The following is a 15,592-nucleotide window of genomic DNA, read 5'->3' on the forward strand; positions in this document are numbered from 1 at the left end:
GGCTTTCGCGCGCTTACGCTCACTCTCAGATAACTCTGCCAATGCCCTCCTGGCCAAGCCGGAAGAAAAAGACGCCGTTATGCGTGATCTCGCGCGACTTCTTCAGATAGACGAAGACCACAACATCTGATGTGCCATCGAACTCGCTGGCGACGCCGTGCGCGAGAAGGCGCGCCTCGGCCGTTAGGGCCTCCTCGCTCTCAAAGCCCTTTGCCAGAAGCCAAGTCGCCACGACGAACTGACGGTTCGCGACTGTGTACTTACTGTATTGCGGGCCTTTGCCTGCTCCGCCGCCGCCGCGTCGCCATTTTCGCACGTAGTTCTGAAGTTCTGATAATGCCGGGGGCGCCTGGTTGAGGATTGTAAAGATGATGTCAAAGCGGTGCCGCACTGTGCCGATGGTTGACGTATAGATTTCCGCGACGGTGCGTTGCCACAACGGCGGCATGGTAATCCCCACAACCGTCGGCGTCGCGCGGTTGATTGCCGGAACGGTCTTCTTCCTGACTTGCGCGTCGGAGTTGTGGAGCAGTATCCGCTTGCCCTCTGGACCGCGTCCCAGCAAGCAGAATCCGTTTGTGAGATACATTGAAAGCAGGTCTTGCTCATCCCCCTCATAGTCCAGTTGCGTACCGATCAGTGGACGTCGCGTCAGGTAGTGCGCAAACGAAACTTCGGAATCGAGAAACCGCGCCACCATGTCGAGTTCCCCGAGCGATAGCACTGGTGCCCACGGCTCGTTTGCACCAATAATGCCGCTCTCTGCGAAGAATTCCCGGGTTGCGGAAAGCGAGGCGAAGTGCTCAAGGCAGATGCTGTAGCTGAAGGCAACCTTCAACCGGTCTAAATTTAGTGGAACCGGTTTGCCGGTCTTCTTTTCTCGTAGGCTTACCGAGACAGTACGATCATTCAAATAGTCCTGAAGGCGGCGCGCCTGTTTCGCGGGCTCAATAAATAGATCAGAGACATTGGTCTCAAGACTTTTCCCAGCGCCGCGACGTGCCGCCGGACTAATCTTTCCGGACTTGGCCTCGAACATGAACAGGAAGTTGTCGAGAACTACAACAACGTCATTCTCATAGCGCACGCCATTTGCCGGATCATCCCAGATCACGCTCCGATAGACAGACGCACTGGGCATAGCCAGTTCCAGTAATTCGGCCAGCGCGTCTTCCAGATATTCAGCACGCGCGTCACTATATGCCGTACGCACCTTCGGTTCATTGCCGATCAAGTGCTCGGCAATACGGAAAGGATGGCTGTAGGGGAAATACTGGATCGGCAGCAGATACGTCTCATCAGGCATGGCAATAAAGGGCTTCTGCCACACCGGGTTGTCCATGAGGAAGCGTCGGGGGTCCGCGCCGGAAAGCTCTCCACTCGTGTGTGAGAACCGTTCAATCAGAGGCAGGATTTCATCACCGAACTTGGAAACAAGTTCTTCCTTCTCAAGCGTGAACAGCCACGGCGTTGCGAGTTCCGATAGTTGATAGCCGAGATGGTTGAGGTCCCTGACAGACCGTTCCTGGTGTCGGCACCTCGCCCACAGGCGCGTTGCAACCGCGCTACGGGCGCAGAAGTATTCGATCCGCGCAATGACTTCTTCGTGAGTCTTTGCCCGCAGCATTTCGCCACAGTTCGCGTAAAATTCCGTGATCCGGTCGCTGACAAGCCGGGACACCTCCAAGAGCCGGGCATACTGCGCGGCAAACGGCTCAACTTGCGGAACTTTGACATCAACGCGGGAGAGGATATTGCCGATGATCCCGGCGCACACGTCCTGATCAAAGGGAAAACGGTAGAACATGGTCTGAAGGCGAACCCTCCAAATAAGCACGTCCGTCTTGTTCTCCGTGTCCAGTGCCTCGCCCTGCTCCGCCATGAAGGCACTCATCATGCGTCCGAGTACACGCCAGTGGCGCGAGAAACTGCCCGGTGCTGTGGGAATGCGGGACAGACGCGGTGGGCGTGTCAGATAGAGCGCCTGCAATATTTCAAGGCTGCCGAGCTCTATCGATGGATCAGGTTTGCCCATGACAATCGTTTCAAGAATGCACTGGTGTGCAGTCTTCGAAAGCGCCAGGCGTGCATCCCGACTATCAAGAAAGCTCAAAAGCTTCTGAGTGTTCAGATCAAAGGCTTCGCGCGGCGCAAGGCCGTCATCAGCTTCATCCGCCGTGAGACTGTTTGCCCCGACAGCTTTGGCATCTCCCGGAAACTCATAGCCGTGAACGTAGAACTCTTCCGTGGGCAACTGTCAGCTAATCCGGTGTTGTTTTGGCGTAGGTCCGAAGCTGTATCATCCTATCCCAAAAAACCCGTGTCCAGTCTGTTGCCAACGGCGCACCCGCCATTCATCTTCGTCGCAGCGAATGTCAGGAAACCGCCCGTCTCACGCAGGGTTCGGCGGTGTCGGCTGTGTGCGTCCGTCGCTCTTGGCCAAGCTCGCACTTAGGGTTGTATTTGCCCAGCCCCAAGAAAAGCCTATAGGAACGTTCAGATTGGGTCGAATGTACTCCATCATTTCCAACGGCATTTCTGATCAAGCTTACTCCCGGATTGGGCGCAGACATATGCATTTGATGTACCGGCCCGTGGCTCCGTGTATGCTGGTCATGTTTGACAACAAAGTTGAGGGTGAAGTTGAGAAAGCGAACGCAAGATGTTTCCAGTACGCCGGACTGCGTAGAGGATGCCGGAAACAATGTTAATGCTCTCACGGAGACGGCGCTTGTGGAGCAACGCAAAGCTTGGCTAATTGAGAACCAGTGCGCGTTTGCGGATCAAGCTGCATGGCACGAAGGACGAGGTCACCCTCTCGCTGACATCTATGCTTCGCCGATTGGTGCTACATGGAACGAAAATATGACGCGCGACGATATGCGCTCAACTGGCGCAACCTTTTCCGCTTAAAGCGAGAGCTAAGTCCCTGGAACCCCGTTCCCGGCGCGTAAGCATACGGGCGCCCAACAGGATGAAGCATTCAAAATAAGTGAATGGTGGCAATGTCGTGACCCACGTATAGCACCCTCGTAGCGTGACGGGGAAGGCTTCCCACGTGAGCGGTGGTTCGGTCTATAGAAACAAAAATGGGCCAGTTTCGGAATCTTGGTAGGAGATGATTTTTCGGTAGCAGAGAAATTCGAACGCGCCCGCGCACAAGTGCCACCTTGGCTTGGGCATCGCTGCGTCTTTTCCATCCTCACCGCCTTAAGCGGCTTGCCAAACCTACAGCTTCAAGAAGCCCGATATCCTCCTTTCATAAGGGCAGTGTAGGGTCGATCTTGCTGTAGCAGCAGCATGTTTCAAAAGATCAACCAGCATTAAAACAATTCTGCCTCTCGAGTTGGCAGAGCGCGTGACCTAAGTCTCGGGATTAGCTTGCGATCATATCTCCGTCTTCGCGATTTGCCTCCATCCACGCTCGTACTTCATCAGACCGATAGCGAACATTGTAGCCTTGGCGGTAATAGGGCGGGCCTTGCCTCTTTGATCGCATCGCCTCAAGGGTAGCTTTTTTGTATTTTGTAAGCGCTGCGACCTCAGGCGTGGTTAGGTATTCTGGTGTCGCCTCCCGGCACTCCGAGTCGACTGTCTCAGTCAACTTGTCGAGGCAACTCTCTATGATCTCCCGGATCTCTTCGAGATCACGAACGGAAAGTTTGGGGATCATACCTTTGTTTGAACGATGATGTAGACTCACTATGCATCTCTCCTTGACATGTTTCAGCAATCGTTCGGGCATTCAGGCCCGGTCAAGGATACGGCGTTGCCAACGCCATCGTTCAAGCTACACGTAATGTAGTCGTTCACAACTGCGCGTCAAGCCGTCATCTTCATGATTTTTAATGTTTATTTTCTTCCTGAACAGGAATTTAGGCCAATACTCTTCTGTTTTTCTTCCTGCGCTTTTTCGAAGTAAAACGACTTCAGCAAAGACAATTGGATAGATGCCGATCACCTCGACTGAAACCGTCGGCAGAAAACGCTGCGATGCGACCCACTCACCTTTTTGTTCCCTCATTTTTCCGATTTACACGCAATCAAGCGTTGACCCTGGCAACAAGCCAAAAGTGCTATAGTCCGTTCCAAGCATCAGGCGGAAATTAACAACCGGTGACCAACACCCACGGCAAGGAAAAAATGAAAGCCAAGGCTCAATGAGCCTGTACAATCGTGGTCACCCGAAAGGATCGCAGCACAACAGCAAGCTCGTGAAATTACGGGATGCCTCATACCCGGATCGCCAGCTTCTTGCGGCTGCAAAAACGGAGAGATGTCCCTTTGCGCGTAACCAGCAGATCGCCTGGCGCCACCGCAGTGCGACCAGCCGACGTTGGGTGGCAGATTCAAACGTGCATCTCAGTCGCGAGTTTCATAGTGTATCGTGACCTGTTGAAGTTTTGGCGACCCCGGAAGGACTCGAACCCTCAGCCTATTGATTAGAAGTCAATTGCTCTATCCAGTTGAGCTACGGGGCCGCGAAACGGTCTGGAAAACCGTCTGAAAAATTATCTACCTCAGCAAGCCCCTTAACTTCAAAGCGAAATTTTGCCTTGACCCAACGATAAGAAGTCTGACGGTGGAGCGTTTGGTGCGGTGCAAACTGTAAGAACGTCCAAGCGGTCGGCCGAGTGGAGCAAGTAGTGCAAGCTATCGGATACATTGGGGTCTAGTTTGCACTCAAGGTCGTCGAGCAAAATGCCCTGAATGTCATAGTCGTGCATTGCAGCCGCTGCTTCTGACAAAATTGGCGCGACTTGTTCACTATTCAATCCTTTTAAGTTGATGCTTGCCCAATTGCCTCCAGCGCGAAGAGCCGCTACTCGCGCCGCTACCGTCTTCCCCATACCAGCAGCACCAGAAACCCAGCTCATGCCATAGAGCTCTAAGCTTAGAGCAATATCATTTATTTTGCTTTTTCTAGCTGCCAATGCTCGTGGCAACGGCACCTCAGAGACTGGTCGAGGCTTAGCGAAATGTGTGTTTGAGAGTTCTGATCCAGTGGATGCCGTTGCCGAAAGCGCCTTGGTCAATAAGCGGTTCTGTTCTTCAAAATTTGCACGGTTCTGCACGACTTGGGTTGCACGTTCGAGATGTTTTTCAAGTTCGGTGCGGCCGACTACGCGCTCGTCGCGGTTCTTGGTTGTTGCTAAACGAAGAAGTGACAGAACCATGCGTGCTGTACAGTCAGCAGCCTGAGAGTGTACTCCTCCACGCTCCATCACTAGTTTAGAAACTCTTGAATTGAGCTGTCTGGCAAGAAAACGAGATTCTGGCGCACCACAATCAAAATGAATCTTCTTTAGAAACTGATCGCGAAGTTCTGAATCATTTAGGCTACTAACAAAATCTTTCGTGGATTTAGAAAGTTTGGAATTGCCCAATACTGTTCGAAACTGAGTTAAGTCACCTGTCTTTGCAAGATTTCGCCACGCAGTCAGCGTCGGAACGTCATTCACTCTATGCGCTGACTTTTGTTCTTTGCCAATTGTTGATGTCGTCAAGTGGCGTAAGGAAACATCCAAGTTAGGATTTTTCTCCCTAAGCTGAACGAAACTGTCGATTGATGCAACGACGTCATCGGAGTTTATCGTAATGCGCCCTGCGGTCTCTTTGACTTGAACTGCTTGAAGTGCACTATCAGCTACCACAGAAAAATCTTCTGCAATCTCTAAGAATAGAAAGCCATCTTCTTCCAGCTCGGTCCAAGCTAGAGCCGATTGGTATATTTGATATACGTAGCCTCGCAGGGAATCTATGGCCTCTCGGCTTTGATCTCCCGCTGGAGTGCCTACTCGCTCCATTTAATATTCAACTTCTACGATGTCCTCTCGGGAAACATGGGCCACGGAAGCGACTAGTGCAACCGCAAGGATCAGTCCCGATTGTGCTTTTGGAAGCCGCCCCGTGGATTTCGACCGTGAAGTCTATCGGCAGCAAAGTCCGCAGACCGACGTTTGACCCTCAAAAATGCTACACAATGCACGAAGGGCCGCTTCGACGGACCGCACCGCAGCATTGGGAGGGCATGGTCAATGTCCGCAAAGGGCCGAAGCATCAACTCCACTAAATTTTCGGGTGAACTGTTTCCATCACTCCTGATAAGAAGAGATATGTCGTTCTTGCTCGAGAAGCGGGCCAGCACCTCGGATATGCGGATTCCTCCAACTGATGCCACCGGCCCGATTGCGCATAAAATGGCCCTGTACCCAGTGAGCTCTGCGCTTGGAGGTGACTTCTTCGTTTTCCTTACTCTCGCCGCTAGTTGCTTCAAGCTGATGTTTACCTAGTTCGCCCAGCTTGACCTTAATTATCGATTTGTTGGGCAGTGTCCGCCCAGATTTCTGAGCTCTTCGTCTTTCAGCTCGCGGATAGATAGCCACTTCCTCTTTTTCCAGCATGGCCTTGTGTTCGAACAAAATCGACATGCCAACCGCAATTGCTAAGAAGTCAAAACAAAGAGATTTTTCCTGCTTGATGGCTGCATCTTCGGTGACATGTTCTCCGATAGCCTGAGACAACGCAAATGTCGGTGAATGTAAAATTTCTACTGACGCTCCTTTTGATTTGAAAATCAGCAGGTTCGGGAAAAGGCCGCCCTTGCTCGCAAGATAAATTTGGGTGTAGAGCGTATCGTCATCCTGGGTGATCAGCGCGGCAGGCCATTCTCCGACATTTGGTTCCGGTACCGTCAACAACATGGCCGGGAATGGCAAGCGAACGTTGCTGAACATGCCGTCTAAGCCGTCCCTTTGCATTTGAGCTGAGAGGTTGCGCAGCATCACCTCCGCGTGCTCGTCAATTTGGTATACCTGAGCGACATCGAAAATCTCACGTTGTCGCTGCCCGTGAGCGTTAAGAGATTCAAGAAGGTTAGAGGATAGTGAAGCCCGGTCAATACTCTTCAGGTACAGCAAAATGTCGGGGTATCGATGATAGAAATCGAGCAGGCTTGCTAGCATTGATCGTACCTCAAAATACTATTGCGCAACACTATGCCGCGACTGTGCACACCATCAAGCACATTCGGAATACGCGTTGGCCGCACTGATACTCGGGTCCAAAGGTTTTCTTTGATCAAGTGTTTGGCATTGGAAGTCATTCGCTCATGGCCCTCTCCAAAATCAAACTTATCCGTGAGGCGAATGTCCAGAAAGCGGGCTGCTACCGCAGCATCAGGGCTCGGTGGCCAACGGCAGGAATGGGCCATTCACACTGCTCGATAACAAGGGCAGTTTGTGTAAACGGACGCAGTCGGGGCTACTTTTTAAGTCCAGCCCTTGCCTTCGTCGAAGCCAACGCGGGGCTTAGCGAACTTATAACCGTTCCACATAAACTTGATGGCCCCCACGAAACCAAATTTTGGAATAACCAGTCGCAGCAATTGGTCTGGTGTTACGACCTTCACCGACGTTTCAATTTTCGACCGCCCAACTACTTTTTGTAGCTTATAATCCATAGTCAAAAAGTATTCTATTTCAGCCGATTCCGCACACCAAATGTGGTAGGCGTCTAGTGCTTGGTTCAGGTTCAAGGTCTTGCTTGCGCCTTGATACGCGCCCGTCATTTTCGTCAGTTCGATAAAGCGTGGGTGCTTGATGCGGCACACAAAATCAAGAATGTGTTCTTTGAACTTCTTGTTGCCGCCAATGATAATGCGCGACTGCGGCGCAACCGGGTCGGGAACTTCATGGATGGTGCATTCGAAAAATCGTCCAGATGGGCTCGCCATTCCAGGCAAACCCCAAGTTTCCAGATCAACTTCGCGGTGAATGTAGAAGTTAAGCCATTCGGAAGTTCCAGCGTAGGCCAGCATCCCGAGAAACACAGCGTCGCGCTTCTGAACTTCGTTTTTGATTTTATGCAGATCGTTGACCGTATGCGGCTCGTGAATTTCCGTCTCGAACTCGGTACCGCCCCAATTCGCGGTTGTTTTCTTTGCGCGATAAACGTGTTTCTTAATCGCAGAAAACTTCAATATGTTTGTATCAATAAATACAGTTGCTACTGGCTTGGTCTTTCCCATCACGCTTCCAATGTGCCTTGGCCTTTTCGCGTTACCGTGCGCGTCGGAACATTGATTGGCAACTGCGGAACGAGCGTTGGAGGCGAGCCGACCTTAAGCCCGCTTAAATGCGGTGCCGCCTCGCCAATGTCGGCTTGCGGGAAGCCGCGCCGCAGCATCGACGCTCCTTACGAATGTCCGGTAAGGGCCGATCATCGTCGATTTCGCCTTGGATCGTAGCAAGAGGCGGAAAGCCTTCTGCTGGCACTGCGGCGAGCTTTCTCGAACGTGCCTCATCTCAGCATTTAGGCCGGCTGCACGCCGCTCCAAGCGCCATTCGGTGATGACGAGATGCGACAAAACCGTCAAATCGCCGCGCCAATCCACCCAGAACGGCGCCGCAGATGTCGTTGCTCCTGCCGTCTCGAACGGTGCTCACCGGCGGCCTTCGCGCCGCTATGCCTTCCTGCCGAAAAACACCTGACGCGCCTCGTCCTCGTGAAGGTCGAATTTTGCGGTGTGATACTGAGACGGCGGAACGGCATCCGAGGTCATCTTGAACGGCAGTTTGTCGATGCGGATCTCCGAGATCAAGGCGGAAAAGTCCTTGTCGTAGCAGTCCGCCAGTACTTTTAGATTGGTCGAAGGGAAGCTCTCTTTGAATTCCTTGTTAAACGGTGGCTGGAAGTGCCGGATCAGGGACGCCTCGTAAAGGGTCACGCGCTCGGCTTCTGATGTACCGAACAGCTTATCCAAGCCTGCCGAGATGCGGACGCTGCCGCCCTCCCTGTTCTCAGCCCAAGGGTTCATGAAGGTGATCATGCTGTTGGCCGGCTCAATCTCAAGCATGAGGATTGTCAGCCGACGATCGGCCGGCACGCCCGTGACCGCGATCCGCTGCAGGGTCTCGTGCTTGAGCAACCGGTCCAAGGCGCTGCGCGATCCATCCTTTCCATAAGCCTGACCGATGTAGAGGACCTCGAAGCGGATCGCGTCCTGCTCGACATTCAACCGTTGCACAATCTCGTCGTCTGAGGGCGCCCAGTAGCCGTCACCGTTCTTGATGAACCAGCCTCGGTCTGTCTCTACCACCTCGACGCCTTCAGGCATGGGCCAGGTGAGATTGTAACGTTTGCCGGCAACGAGGGTTGCGATGACAAGCTGTCCGTCCTCAAGGCGTTGATCTACAGTCTCTATCGGCGGGATGGTGCCGATGACGTAGATATGGCATTTCGCGAGCTGCGCTTTGAACGCTGCTACGATCTCCTCCTCGTAGATTCCGAAGGCGGGCATGAGCACGAAGCTCGTGGCATACATGTTGAGAGCGTGTTCGATGTCGAACTGCTTAGCGCCGAACAGTTCGGTATGAACGTGCTTCGGCTTTGAACCGGGTCCATTATTAGCCATTCGTGGATTCTACATTCGCCCGTCTGGCCCAAGCAAGTCACCTGGCCTCCGGTAGCCGCTTAGGCGAATGTCAGCATTCAACAATCAGTTATTTTGGCGTTGCCAACCCGCAACCGGTCAGTCTTGCCCACTCATGGGGAGCGGTGTCGCAACCGAGTGAATGTCCGGTTTCGGCTACTCAGCCATGCATCATCCCGAGCGCCAACCGGCGGCTTGGGCCGTACTTGAGGGTAGCGAAGGAGGCTTGCTGCGTGCTTTGCCCCGGAGACCACCATCGTACGGCAGTTGGGAATATCCAGCTTCCGATGGTCCACGTCCGGGGGGGGCAAAGCATGAACGATGGTGCTCCGAGACGATTGACTGTTGAATCTAATGGACCAAGCATGAGACGTAATACAATGCGTGCCCGCAAATACCGCCTCCCACATCAAGGACGCCGAAAGGCCCAATTGCACGCCGTTTTCCGCATATTTTCTGGGCCAATGCTACATCAACCTTCGTGCCGCACGAAACATCCTTGTACCGCTTGCTGTCCCAATTCGGTCTACTATCGTGGTTGTGAACGTGACCATTGTGTCCCGAGGGAAAACCATTCCCATCTCCGGCATGGATGATCCAAGTATCGACGCTCGCATTTGAAAGAGTATTCTTGAGCCGATTTTGCTCCGCAACGGCCTGATCTCTGCTTTGAAGTGCAGCATTTCTGTCTGCCAATGCTGTATCAAAAGCCGCCTGCGCTTCGCTCGCCAAATCGAAATTCAAGAGTTTGTCGTTTCTTAGCCGTACAGTGTAGTTCCCTTCGGAAGTGCCAAGCGTTAATGCCGTGGATGGGTAGAACTCAGTGCCGTTCGATTTCTGGGGCTTGCGGAGACAACTGATTACAAAATTCTCCTCAATGCCGGAGATTGCTCGCCCGAGTCCAATGTCTTCTTGGGACCCATCTTCGGTGAAGCTGTTTGATGTGCAGGTGATGAGGTCCTCTTGGTGCAGAAGACCAAGAATACGAACAGGGTTTTGGGATTTGATTGTTCCCGAAATAGACACCCCGATAGGGGGCGTCAGATGATGCGTAACCAAAAGATTTTTTTGCTCGAGGGCGACACACTCGTTGAAGCTGGCAAGTGCGTCGCTGACGACGACGCTTCCGAATGAAAAATCCGAACTTTCATAGAACTTTTGCTCTGACCCGGTCTTGCAGAAATCTTTCCATTCCTTCTCATCCCAATTCCCGTCGCCAGAAAATTCAACGGGCACTCCTTTGATCGGGAGTGTAAACGAGGCCGATGTGGTGAGCGTCTTGGTCTCACCGCTCTTCTCGCAATACATATTGAAGTAGAAAGACTTTGAACTTCGTTCTTGCGTTGTAACGTTCACATCACGAACGGCGTCTTTATAGACGGATACACAGCTTTGAGCATAACCGATTGTCGGCAGTGCACAGATCAACGCGCCAATAAACTGCATTTTCATTTAGGATTCTCCTCTCAAGAAAATTGAACGACGCCAAAAATTTGAAGCGGCTTGATCTCAGGGAAGTTGACTTTGAAAAGTCAGACCGATCAGTCTCGCCAATGCGGCGAGGCACAGCGCGCTTCGTGGTACTACCTCTGGATAGTACTGTGCGCGGACCGAGGTTTCATGATCCATTCGGATCATGACAATTCCATTTCAGGAGATCCAGACGTCGAAGGTATAGGCTTTCAACTATGCTACCGGAGGCAACACGCGGAGAATTACTCTAATCAGTTCAGCCCGACTGCTTGCACCAGTTTTGGAAAGGACTGTGGAGACTTGATTCTTTGCGGTCGTCCGGGTGGTATTTCTCCGCTCCGCGATTTCCGAAATACTCGCCCCATCCGCAATCCATCGGCAGACGTCGGTTTCCGCGAGTGTCAATCCGTAGAGTTCAGTAAAGCGGTTCAATCGGAGGTACGGGATACGCTCGGGGTCAATAATAGTGATAAGGGCGCCATCGAGCCCCTTTTCCAGTTCGGCTTTGCTATCACTAACGGGACAAATGTCGAGCAATAGCGATGTAAGCCCCGATGGACGTGCAATCGAGACCAAGAATTCATGCCGATTGGCCCGACCCCGCGCTGTTGAACCCACTTCAAGGATGTGCTCTTGAATTCTGGCAGTTAGATCGGGATCAGGAGTAACAATCCGGCCTTCACCTGACAGCGCAATGCCATCCTTAAGCCCAAGTATCCTCTTTGCTTCGGCGTTCGTAACGATGACTTGTCCATCCGTAAGTGCAATTGCAATTCCCGCTTGCACCCGCTCCAAGGCCGCGAGTGCCGCTTTGTATCGGCTTTTCAGGAGCGCAAAAACTCGTCCAATCTCAAGAGCCTTAGTGAGATGTGGAAGTAGGACTCGTGAGCGTTCGCTGGCGGGTGATGGAACTTCCATCATCCTACGATCAAACCCGATGCTCATTGCATCGAACCAAACAGAGTCGGCGTTCAAACGAACCCCGAGCCGCCGGCCAACACCAGCTCGTTTTCTCAGAAACATGTAATCCTTACGAGCATCGAGAACTTCTGCCGAAAGGCCGGTTTTCACATCGGGCACTGGTTCATGAGGAGGTTGCGATCGAAGAAAGTCCCAATCTTGATTCTGCATCCGTGAGAGCCGAGCACCATAGTACCAGCCTGCAGGTGTGCGTGAAAAATCCAAATAGACGCTGGACATCATTGTCAGATCTTTTGCGCCGGCCTTTTTTCCTCGGATCACCAACGCGATGGCCTTGGCTTCTACAGCTGCAGCTGTCGCGTCCAAGGCCCGCCGCCAACTTCCAGGGTTGACTGCGGTGTCATAGATCAGTTCGAGGGCCTGATAGCCCCGCGGGTCCATTTCGTTATCATCCTTGATTGAAGTCCTACCCAACAACAAGTTTAACAGATTTGAACACCCTTGCTACCAGCATTCGCTGTCGGTTCCGCCTGACTTGCGTGGAAAAGGCAATGTCGGCCGTTTCTGATCCGTAGCTCTAAAGCAGCGATGGCAGCAGGCGCGGTGAAACCTCGCTTTGTCTCGCGATTCTGACATCGAGGCCAATTGTGAATTTGCGTTTGCAGCGAACGGCGGCAATGCGGGCTGCGATGGCAACACCTTGGCGTGCCGCTAAATGTCGGCTTTGGGCCGAACCCTCTCGTTCACTTGTCACCATCTCCAAACCTCACGGTTTTCCACACGCGCTTCCATCCTACGGGGCGGCGAATAAGAAGCGTGCCAATGTCCCCCGGAGCAGGGCTACGCCACTGAATGTCGACGTAGTCGCAGGAACCGCACTTTGAGCAGCCGAAGGGGGCGATGTGGCAGGGGTGGGAAGCCTCAACGACCTCTACAAGGTCGGCAGCAAGGAAATGGACACAGCGGCGACATAGACGGCAGCGCAGAATCATTAGTTGGCCGTCACGTGCCGCATCGCGGATCGTTCGAACTGGCTTACCAGGATGAGGATGGATCGGGGGATAACCGGCGGGCATGATTCCTCGCACACAAACAGCGAAGGAACAAAGATAGAACATTTGCCAGCACTGATCCAGACCGCTAAGTTTCCGGGATGTGTAATCTCTATTCCAACACGACGGCTGCCGACGCCATGCGCGGCCTCTTTAACGTCGAACCAAGCATGGATCACATGGGCAATGCGGAACCCCTGAGCGCCATCTTCCCCAAGTATCATGCCCCTGTTCTGCGTGTTTCAGATGGGACACGGGAACTTGTTCGGATGCATTGGGGCTTTTTGATGCCGCAAACGTCCAAGAAGACCGGGCTACCGATCCTGCCACGGGCCGTGAACAACGCCCGTGACGACAAGTTGCAGACTTCACCATTCTGGCGTGAATCCTTCCAGACGCGCCGATGCCTCGTCCCTGTATCGTCTTTTTGTGAAGCGAAGGGCAGAAATCCCGCAACGTATTATTGGTTCGGCCTCACGTCTGAGGAGCCCGACGAACGCCCGCCATTCGCATTTGCGGGGATTTGGCGGCATTGGAAAGGAAACATCAAAGGCGAGCTTGTTGAGGAAGATACCTACTCGATTGCCACGACGACACCGAACGAGTTGGTGCGCACTATTCATCCCGACAGGATGCCGGTCATTGTTGCGCCAGAAGACTATGAAACTTGGCTAACAGGAACGGCAGAAGCGGCATCCAAACTTCTGCGCCCGTTTCCCGCCGACCAGATGCGGATCGTCTTGAGGGGTGAGGGCGAGAAATCGGACCCGCTAAGGAACTGAGGGAGTATCTGTAGGGCTTCACTTCAACCAAATAGATCTAAACACAATTACAAGCGTTTTCAGTAAGATAGCTAGTCTTGAAAATCCGTGTACACCGGTTCGATTCTGGTACTCGCTCCAATGCTTAGCAGAAAATGCGTCACCCGGTTTACGGCTTGGCTTACAGACACCGGCACGGTTTTCCGCTTGTCTGACGACCGGGCGCGCTTCGATTTGCCCGTGGCTAAGTCAGATCAGATTTGGCCAATGCGCACGAACATCTCATTAGTAAGCGCGAACATCCGCGAAGAATTTGCGTCAGCAGCGAATGCTGGCATAGAGCCCACTTTGCCGAATGCTGCGCCTTGCACGTACGTCCGCCTGTGGGCTTGGCCAGTCTTTGCTTTGCAAAGAATATTTGGTAGTTTTGCGATCAGTATGCGACGTTCTCAAACCCTTTACATAGTGACCGCGGCGACGGTCCTATTTTCAATGTTCTTGGGCATTGTCTTTCTTTTGCAAACTGGCCTTCCCTCTGCCGACGTCATAGCTCGCGAAGCGGCGCAGCGACCGGCAATCAGAGTGTCTGACTTCAATCCAGGAGATGTAGAAATCGTAAGGTTAAACGACCTTCCGGTTATCGTCTGGAGACGTAGTGAAGCTGACCGAAAGCTCGCTGCAAGCCAAAACTACCCCGAAGCGTGGCGACATCAAAGCACGCAGGTTTTGGGACATCCAGCACAAGTGTTTGCGGACGATGCCAATTTGACACTGGATCATGAATGGTTCTTTGCACTGGCTAAGTTTCCGAGCGAGCTTAGCTATCTATTGCTGAGAGCCGGAGATTATGGCGGTTTCTTGGAAGGGAGGTATTTAGCGCACTTTGATTTGTCAGGACGCATACTAAAGGGCGGAGGAAGCGAAAATCTAACGGTGATAAATGCCAAGTACATCGATGACGGCAAGAGCATCCAACTCAATCTAACTGGAAGACCCTGAAAGCAGCCATTTGGGTAACCTTGGGCAAGGTCAGCTTTGTCCGCAAAGCAGCCATCTGACACTGCTGAGTTCGGGCAGTTGCAGCGAACTGCAGCTATGCGGGCTGCTGATGCGGCATCACAACCTGTAGCTGGACGGCAGCTTAGGGCCGTCCTTGTCGAACGGCCCAAATACTTATATCTCAATAGCTTCTGCGATTGCCAACGCATCTTCAAGTTCAACGCCTAAGTAACGAACAGTGCTGTCCATTTTTGTATGCCCCAACAGCAGCTGAACGGCACGCAGGTTGCCCGTCTTCTTATAGATCTGGGTGGCCTTCGTGCGTCGCATCGAATGAGTGCCATAGGCGGTCACTTCCAAACCGATGGATGATACCAATCCCGCACGATTCGTGCATATTGGCGTGTCGAGATGTGAAGCCGCTCGTGAAAACGCCCAGGCCAGAGATATTCGGATCCGACCATCAATTCGTCGTTCATCCATTTCTCGACGGAAGCGCGTGTACCTTCAGATATCTCAAACCGGACTGGTTTCTGCGTCTTGCTCTGCAGCATGGAAGCGCGCTCTTTGATCTGACCAGACGCCATAACGTCAACGACTTTCATCTTCACAAGATCACAGCCGCGAAGCTTACTGTCGATCGCCATGTTAAACAGAGCGAGATCGCGATGATTCTCGGCCAGTTCAAGTCGAACTCGGATCGCCCAAACGTGCTTTGGCTTGAGCGGTCGTTTCTGGCCGACAATGCGCCCCTTGTTCCAGGCTGGTCGCAGGGCGCGAATTGCAGGTAGGTTTGGTGTTTCCATGACTGATCCTCCGGTCCGCCATGCCCTCCTCAAACGATAACCCAATGCTGACAGCTTAGCTTAGCATCAAATACCAAATTTCTCTTAGTTGCCAGTTTGGGCCTTACCGCTCGGTCCGTTTCCTAAAAATTAACTGCAAATTGAAAG

11 protein-coding genes, 1 tRNA gene and 1 pseudogene are annotated in these 15,592 nt (G+C 52.8%); 2 read left to right on the forward strand and 11 right to left on the reverse strand.

Annotated features, from left to right (window positions below):
• Positions 1–25: 25 nt before the first annotated feature.
• The 10 genes from COL8621_RS03210 to COL8621_RS19265 all read right to left on the reverse strand — a co-directional run bounded on the left by COL8621_RS03210 (position 26) and on the right by COL8621_RS19265 (position 13,103).
• Positions 26–2,254, reverse strand: coding sequence for a hypothetical protein (locus tag COL8621_RS03210; protein ID WP_093965874.1), 2,229 nt, complete (start codon positions 2,252–2,254; stop codon positions 26–28).
• Between the two features lie 1,122 nt (positions 2,255–3,376).
• Positions 3,377–3,745, reverse strand: coding sequence for a helix-turn-helix transcriptional regulator (locus COL8621_RS19430; protein WP_093965875.1), 369 nt, complete (start codon positions 3,743–3,745; stop codon positions 3,377–3,379).
• Positions 3,746–4,404: 659 nt separating this feature from the next.
• A tRNA-Arg gene (locus COL8621_RS03220) sits at positions 4,405–4,481 on the reverse strand.
• 57 nt (positions 4,482–4,538) lie between these two features.
• On the reverse strand, positions 4,539–5,807 hold the full coding sequence (locus tag COL8621_RS03225) for a hypothetical protein (protein ID WP_093965876.1): 1,269 nt from the start codon (positions 5,805–5,807) through the stop codon (positions 4,539–4,541).
• Positions 5,808–6,095: 288 nt separating this feature from the next.
• Positions 6,096–6,965, reverse strand: a complete 870-nt coding sequence (locus COL8621_RS03230; RefSeq protein WP_093965877.1) for a hypothetical protein — start codon at positions 6,963–6,965, stop codon at positions 6,096–6,098.
• 305 nt (positions 6,966–7,270) lie between these two features.
• Positions 7,271–8,029: a hypothetical protein gene (locus COL8621_RS03235; RefSeq protein WP_093965878.1), complete on the reverse strand. Its 759-nt coding sequence runs from the start codon at positions 8,027–8,029 to the stop codon at positions 7,271–7,273.
• A 435-nt stretch (positions 8,030–8,464) separates the two neighbouring features.
• Positions 8,465–9,415 carry a hypothetical protein gene (locus COL8621_RS03240; RefSeq protein ID WP_093965879.1) on the reverse strand — a complete coding sequence of 317 codons (951 nt, stop codon included), beginning with the start codon at positions 9,413–9,415 and terminating at the stop codon, positions 8,465–8,467.
• A gap of 369 nt (positions 9,416–9,784) precedes the next feature.
• Complete coding sequence (locus tag COL8621_RS03245) at positions 9,785–10,885, reverse strand: hypothetical protein (RefSeq protein ID WP_093965880.1); 1,101 nt, start codon at positions 10,883–10,885, stop codon at positions 9,785–9,787.
• Between the two features lie 234 nt (positions 10,886–11,119).
• On the reverse strand, positions 11,120–12,268 hold the full coding sequence (locus COL8621_RS03250; protein WP_093965881.1) for a helix-turn-helix transcriptional regulator: 1,149 nt from the start codon (positions 12,266–12,268) through the stop codon (positions 11,120–11,122).
• 550 nt (positions 12,269–12,818) lie between these two features.
• Entirely contained in the window at positions 12,819–13,103 is a 285-nt protein-coding gene (locus tag COL8621_RS19265) for a hypothetical protein (RefSeq protein ID WP_235823810.1), read from the reverse strand.
• On the opposite strand from COL8621_RS19265, the gene COL8621_RS03255 reads away from it, so the two are divergent.
• On the forward strand, positions 13,020–13,661 hold the full coding sequence (locus tag COL8621_RS03255; RefSeq protein WP_235823787.1) for an SOS response-associated peptidase: 642 nt from the start codon (positions 13,020–13,022) through the stop codon (positions 13,659–13,661). The two genes, COL8621_RS19265 and COL8621_RS03255, sit on opposite strands and share 84 nt — an antisense overlap.
• Before the next feature lie 246 nt (positions 13,662–13,907).
• On the forward strand, positions 13,908–14,639 hold the full coding sequence (locus COL8621_RS03260; protein WP_141137821.1) for a Rieske (2Fe-2S) protein: 732 nt from the start codon (positions 13,908–13,910) through the stop codon (positions 14,637–14,639).
• 174 nt (positions 14,640–14,813) lie between these two features.
• On the opposite strand, the pseudogene COL8621_RS03265 reads toward COL8621_RS03260, so the two are convergent.
• A pseudogene (locus COL8621_RS03265) lies at positions 14,814–15,445 on the reverse strand (tyrosine-type recombinase/integrase).
• Positions 15,446–15,592: the final 147 nt, after the last annotated feature.

Origin of the sequence: Actibacterium lipolyticum (assembly GCF_900184935.1) — a bacterium.
GTDB lineage: Bacteria > Pseudomonadota > Alphaproteobacteria > Rhodobacterales > Rhodobacteraceae > Actibacterium_A > Actibacterium_A lipolyticum.

Bases quoted from the DNA above. Each gene is read 5' to 3' on its own strand.
- COL8621_RS19430 (WP_093965875.1), bottom strand. From the start codon at position 3,745: ATGCCCGAACGATTGCTGAAACATGTCAAGGAGAGATGCATAGTGAGT.
- COL8621_RS03225 (WP_093965876.1), bottom strand. From the start codon at position 5,807: ATGGAGCGAGTAGGCACTCCAGCGGGAGATCAAAGCCGAGAGGCCATA.
- COL8621_RS03230 (WP_093965877.1), bottom strand. From the start codon at position 6,965: ATGCTAGCAAGCCTGCTCGATTTCTATCATCGATACCCCGACATTTTG.
- COL8621_RS03235 (WP_093965878.1), bottom strand. From the start codon at position 8,029: ATGGGAAAGACCAAGCCAGTAGCAACTGTATTTATTGATACAAACATA.
- COL8621_RS03240 (WP_093965879.1), bottom strand. From the start codon at position 9,415: ATGGCTAATAATGGACCCGGTTCAAAGCCGAAGCACGTTCATACCGAA.
- COL8621_RS03245 (WP_093965880.1), bottom strand. From the start codon at position 10,885: ATGAAAATGCAGTTTATTGGCGCGTTGATCTGTGCACTGCCGACAATC.
- COL8621_RS03250 (WP_093965881.1), bottom strand. From the start codon at position 12,268: ATGGACCCGCGGGGCTATCAGGCCCTCGAACTGATCTATGACACCGCA.
- COL8621_RS03255 (WP_235823787.1), top strand. From the start codon at position 13,020: ATGCGCGGCCTCTTTAACGTCGAACCAAGCATGGATCACATGGGCAAT.
- COL8621_RS19265 (WP_235823810.1), bottom strand. From the start codon at position 13,103: ATGATACTTGGGGAAGATGGCGCTCAGGGGTTCCGCATTGCCCATGTG.
- COL8621_RS03260 (WP_141137821.1), top strand. From the start codon at position 13,908: ATGCGCACGAACATCTCATTAGTAAGCGCGAACATCCGCGAAGAATTT.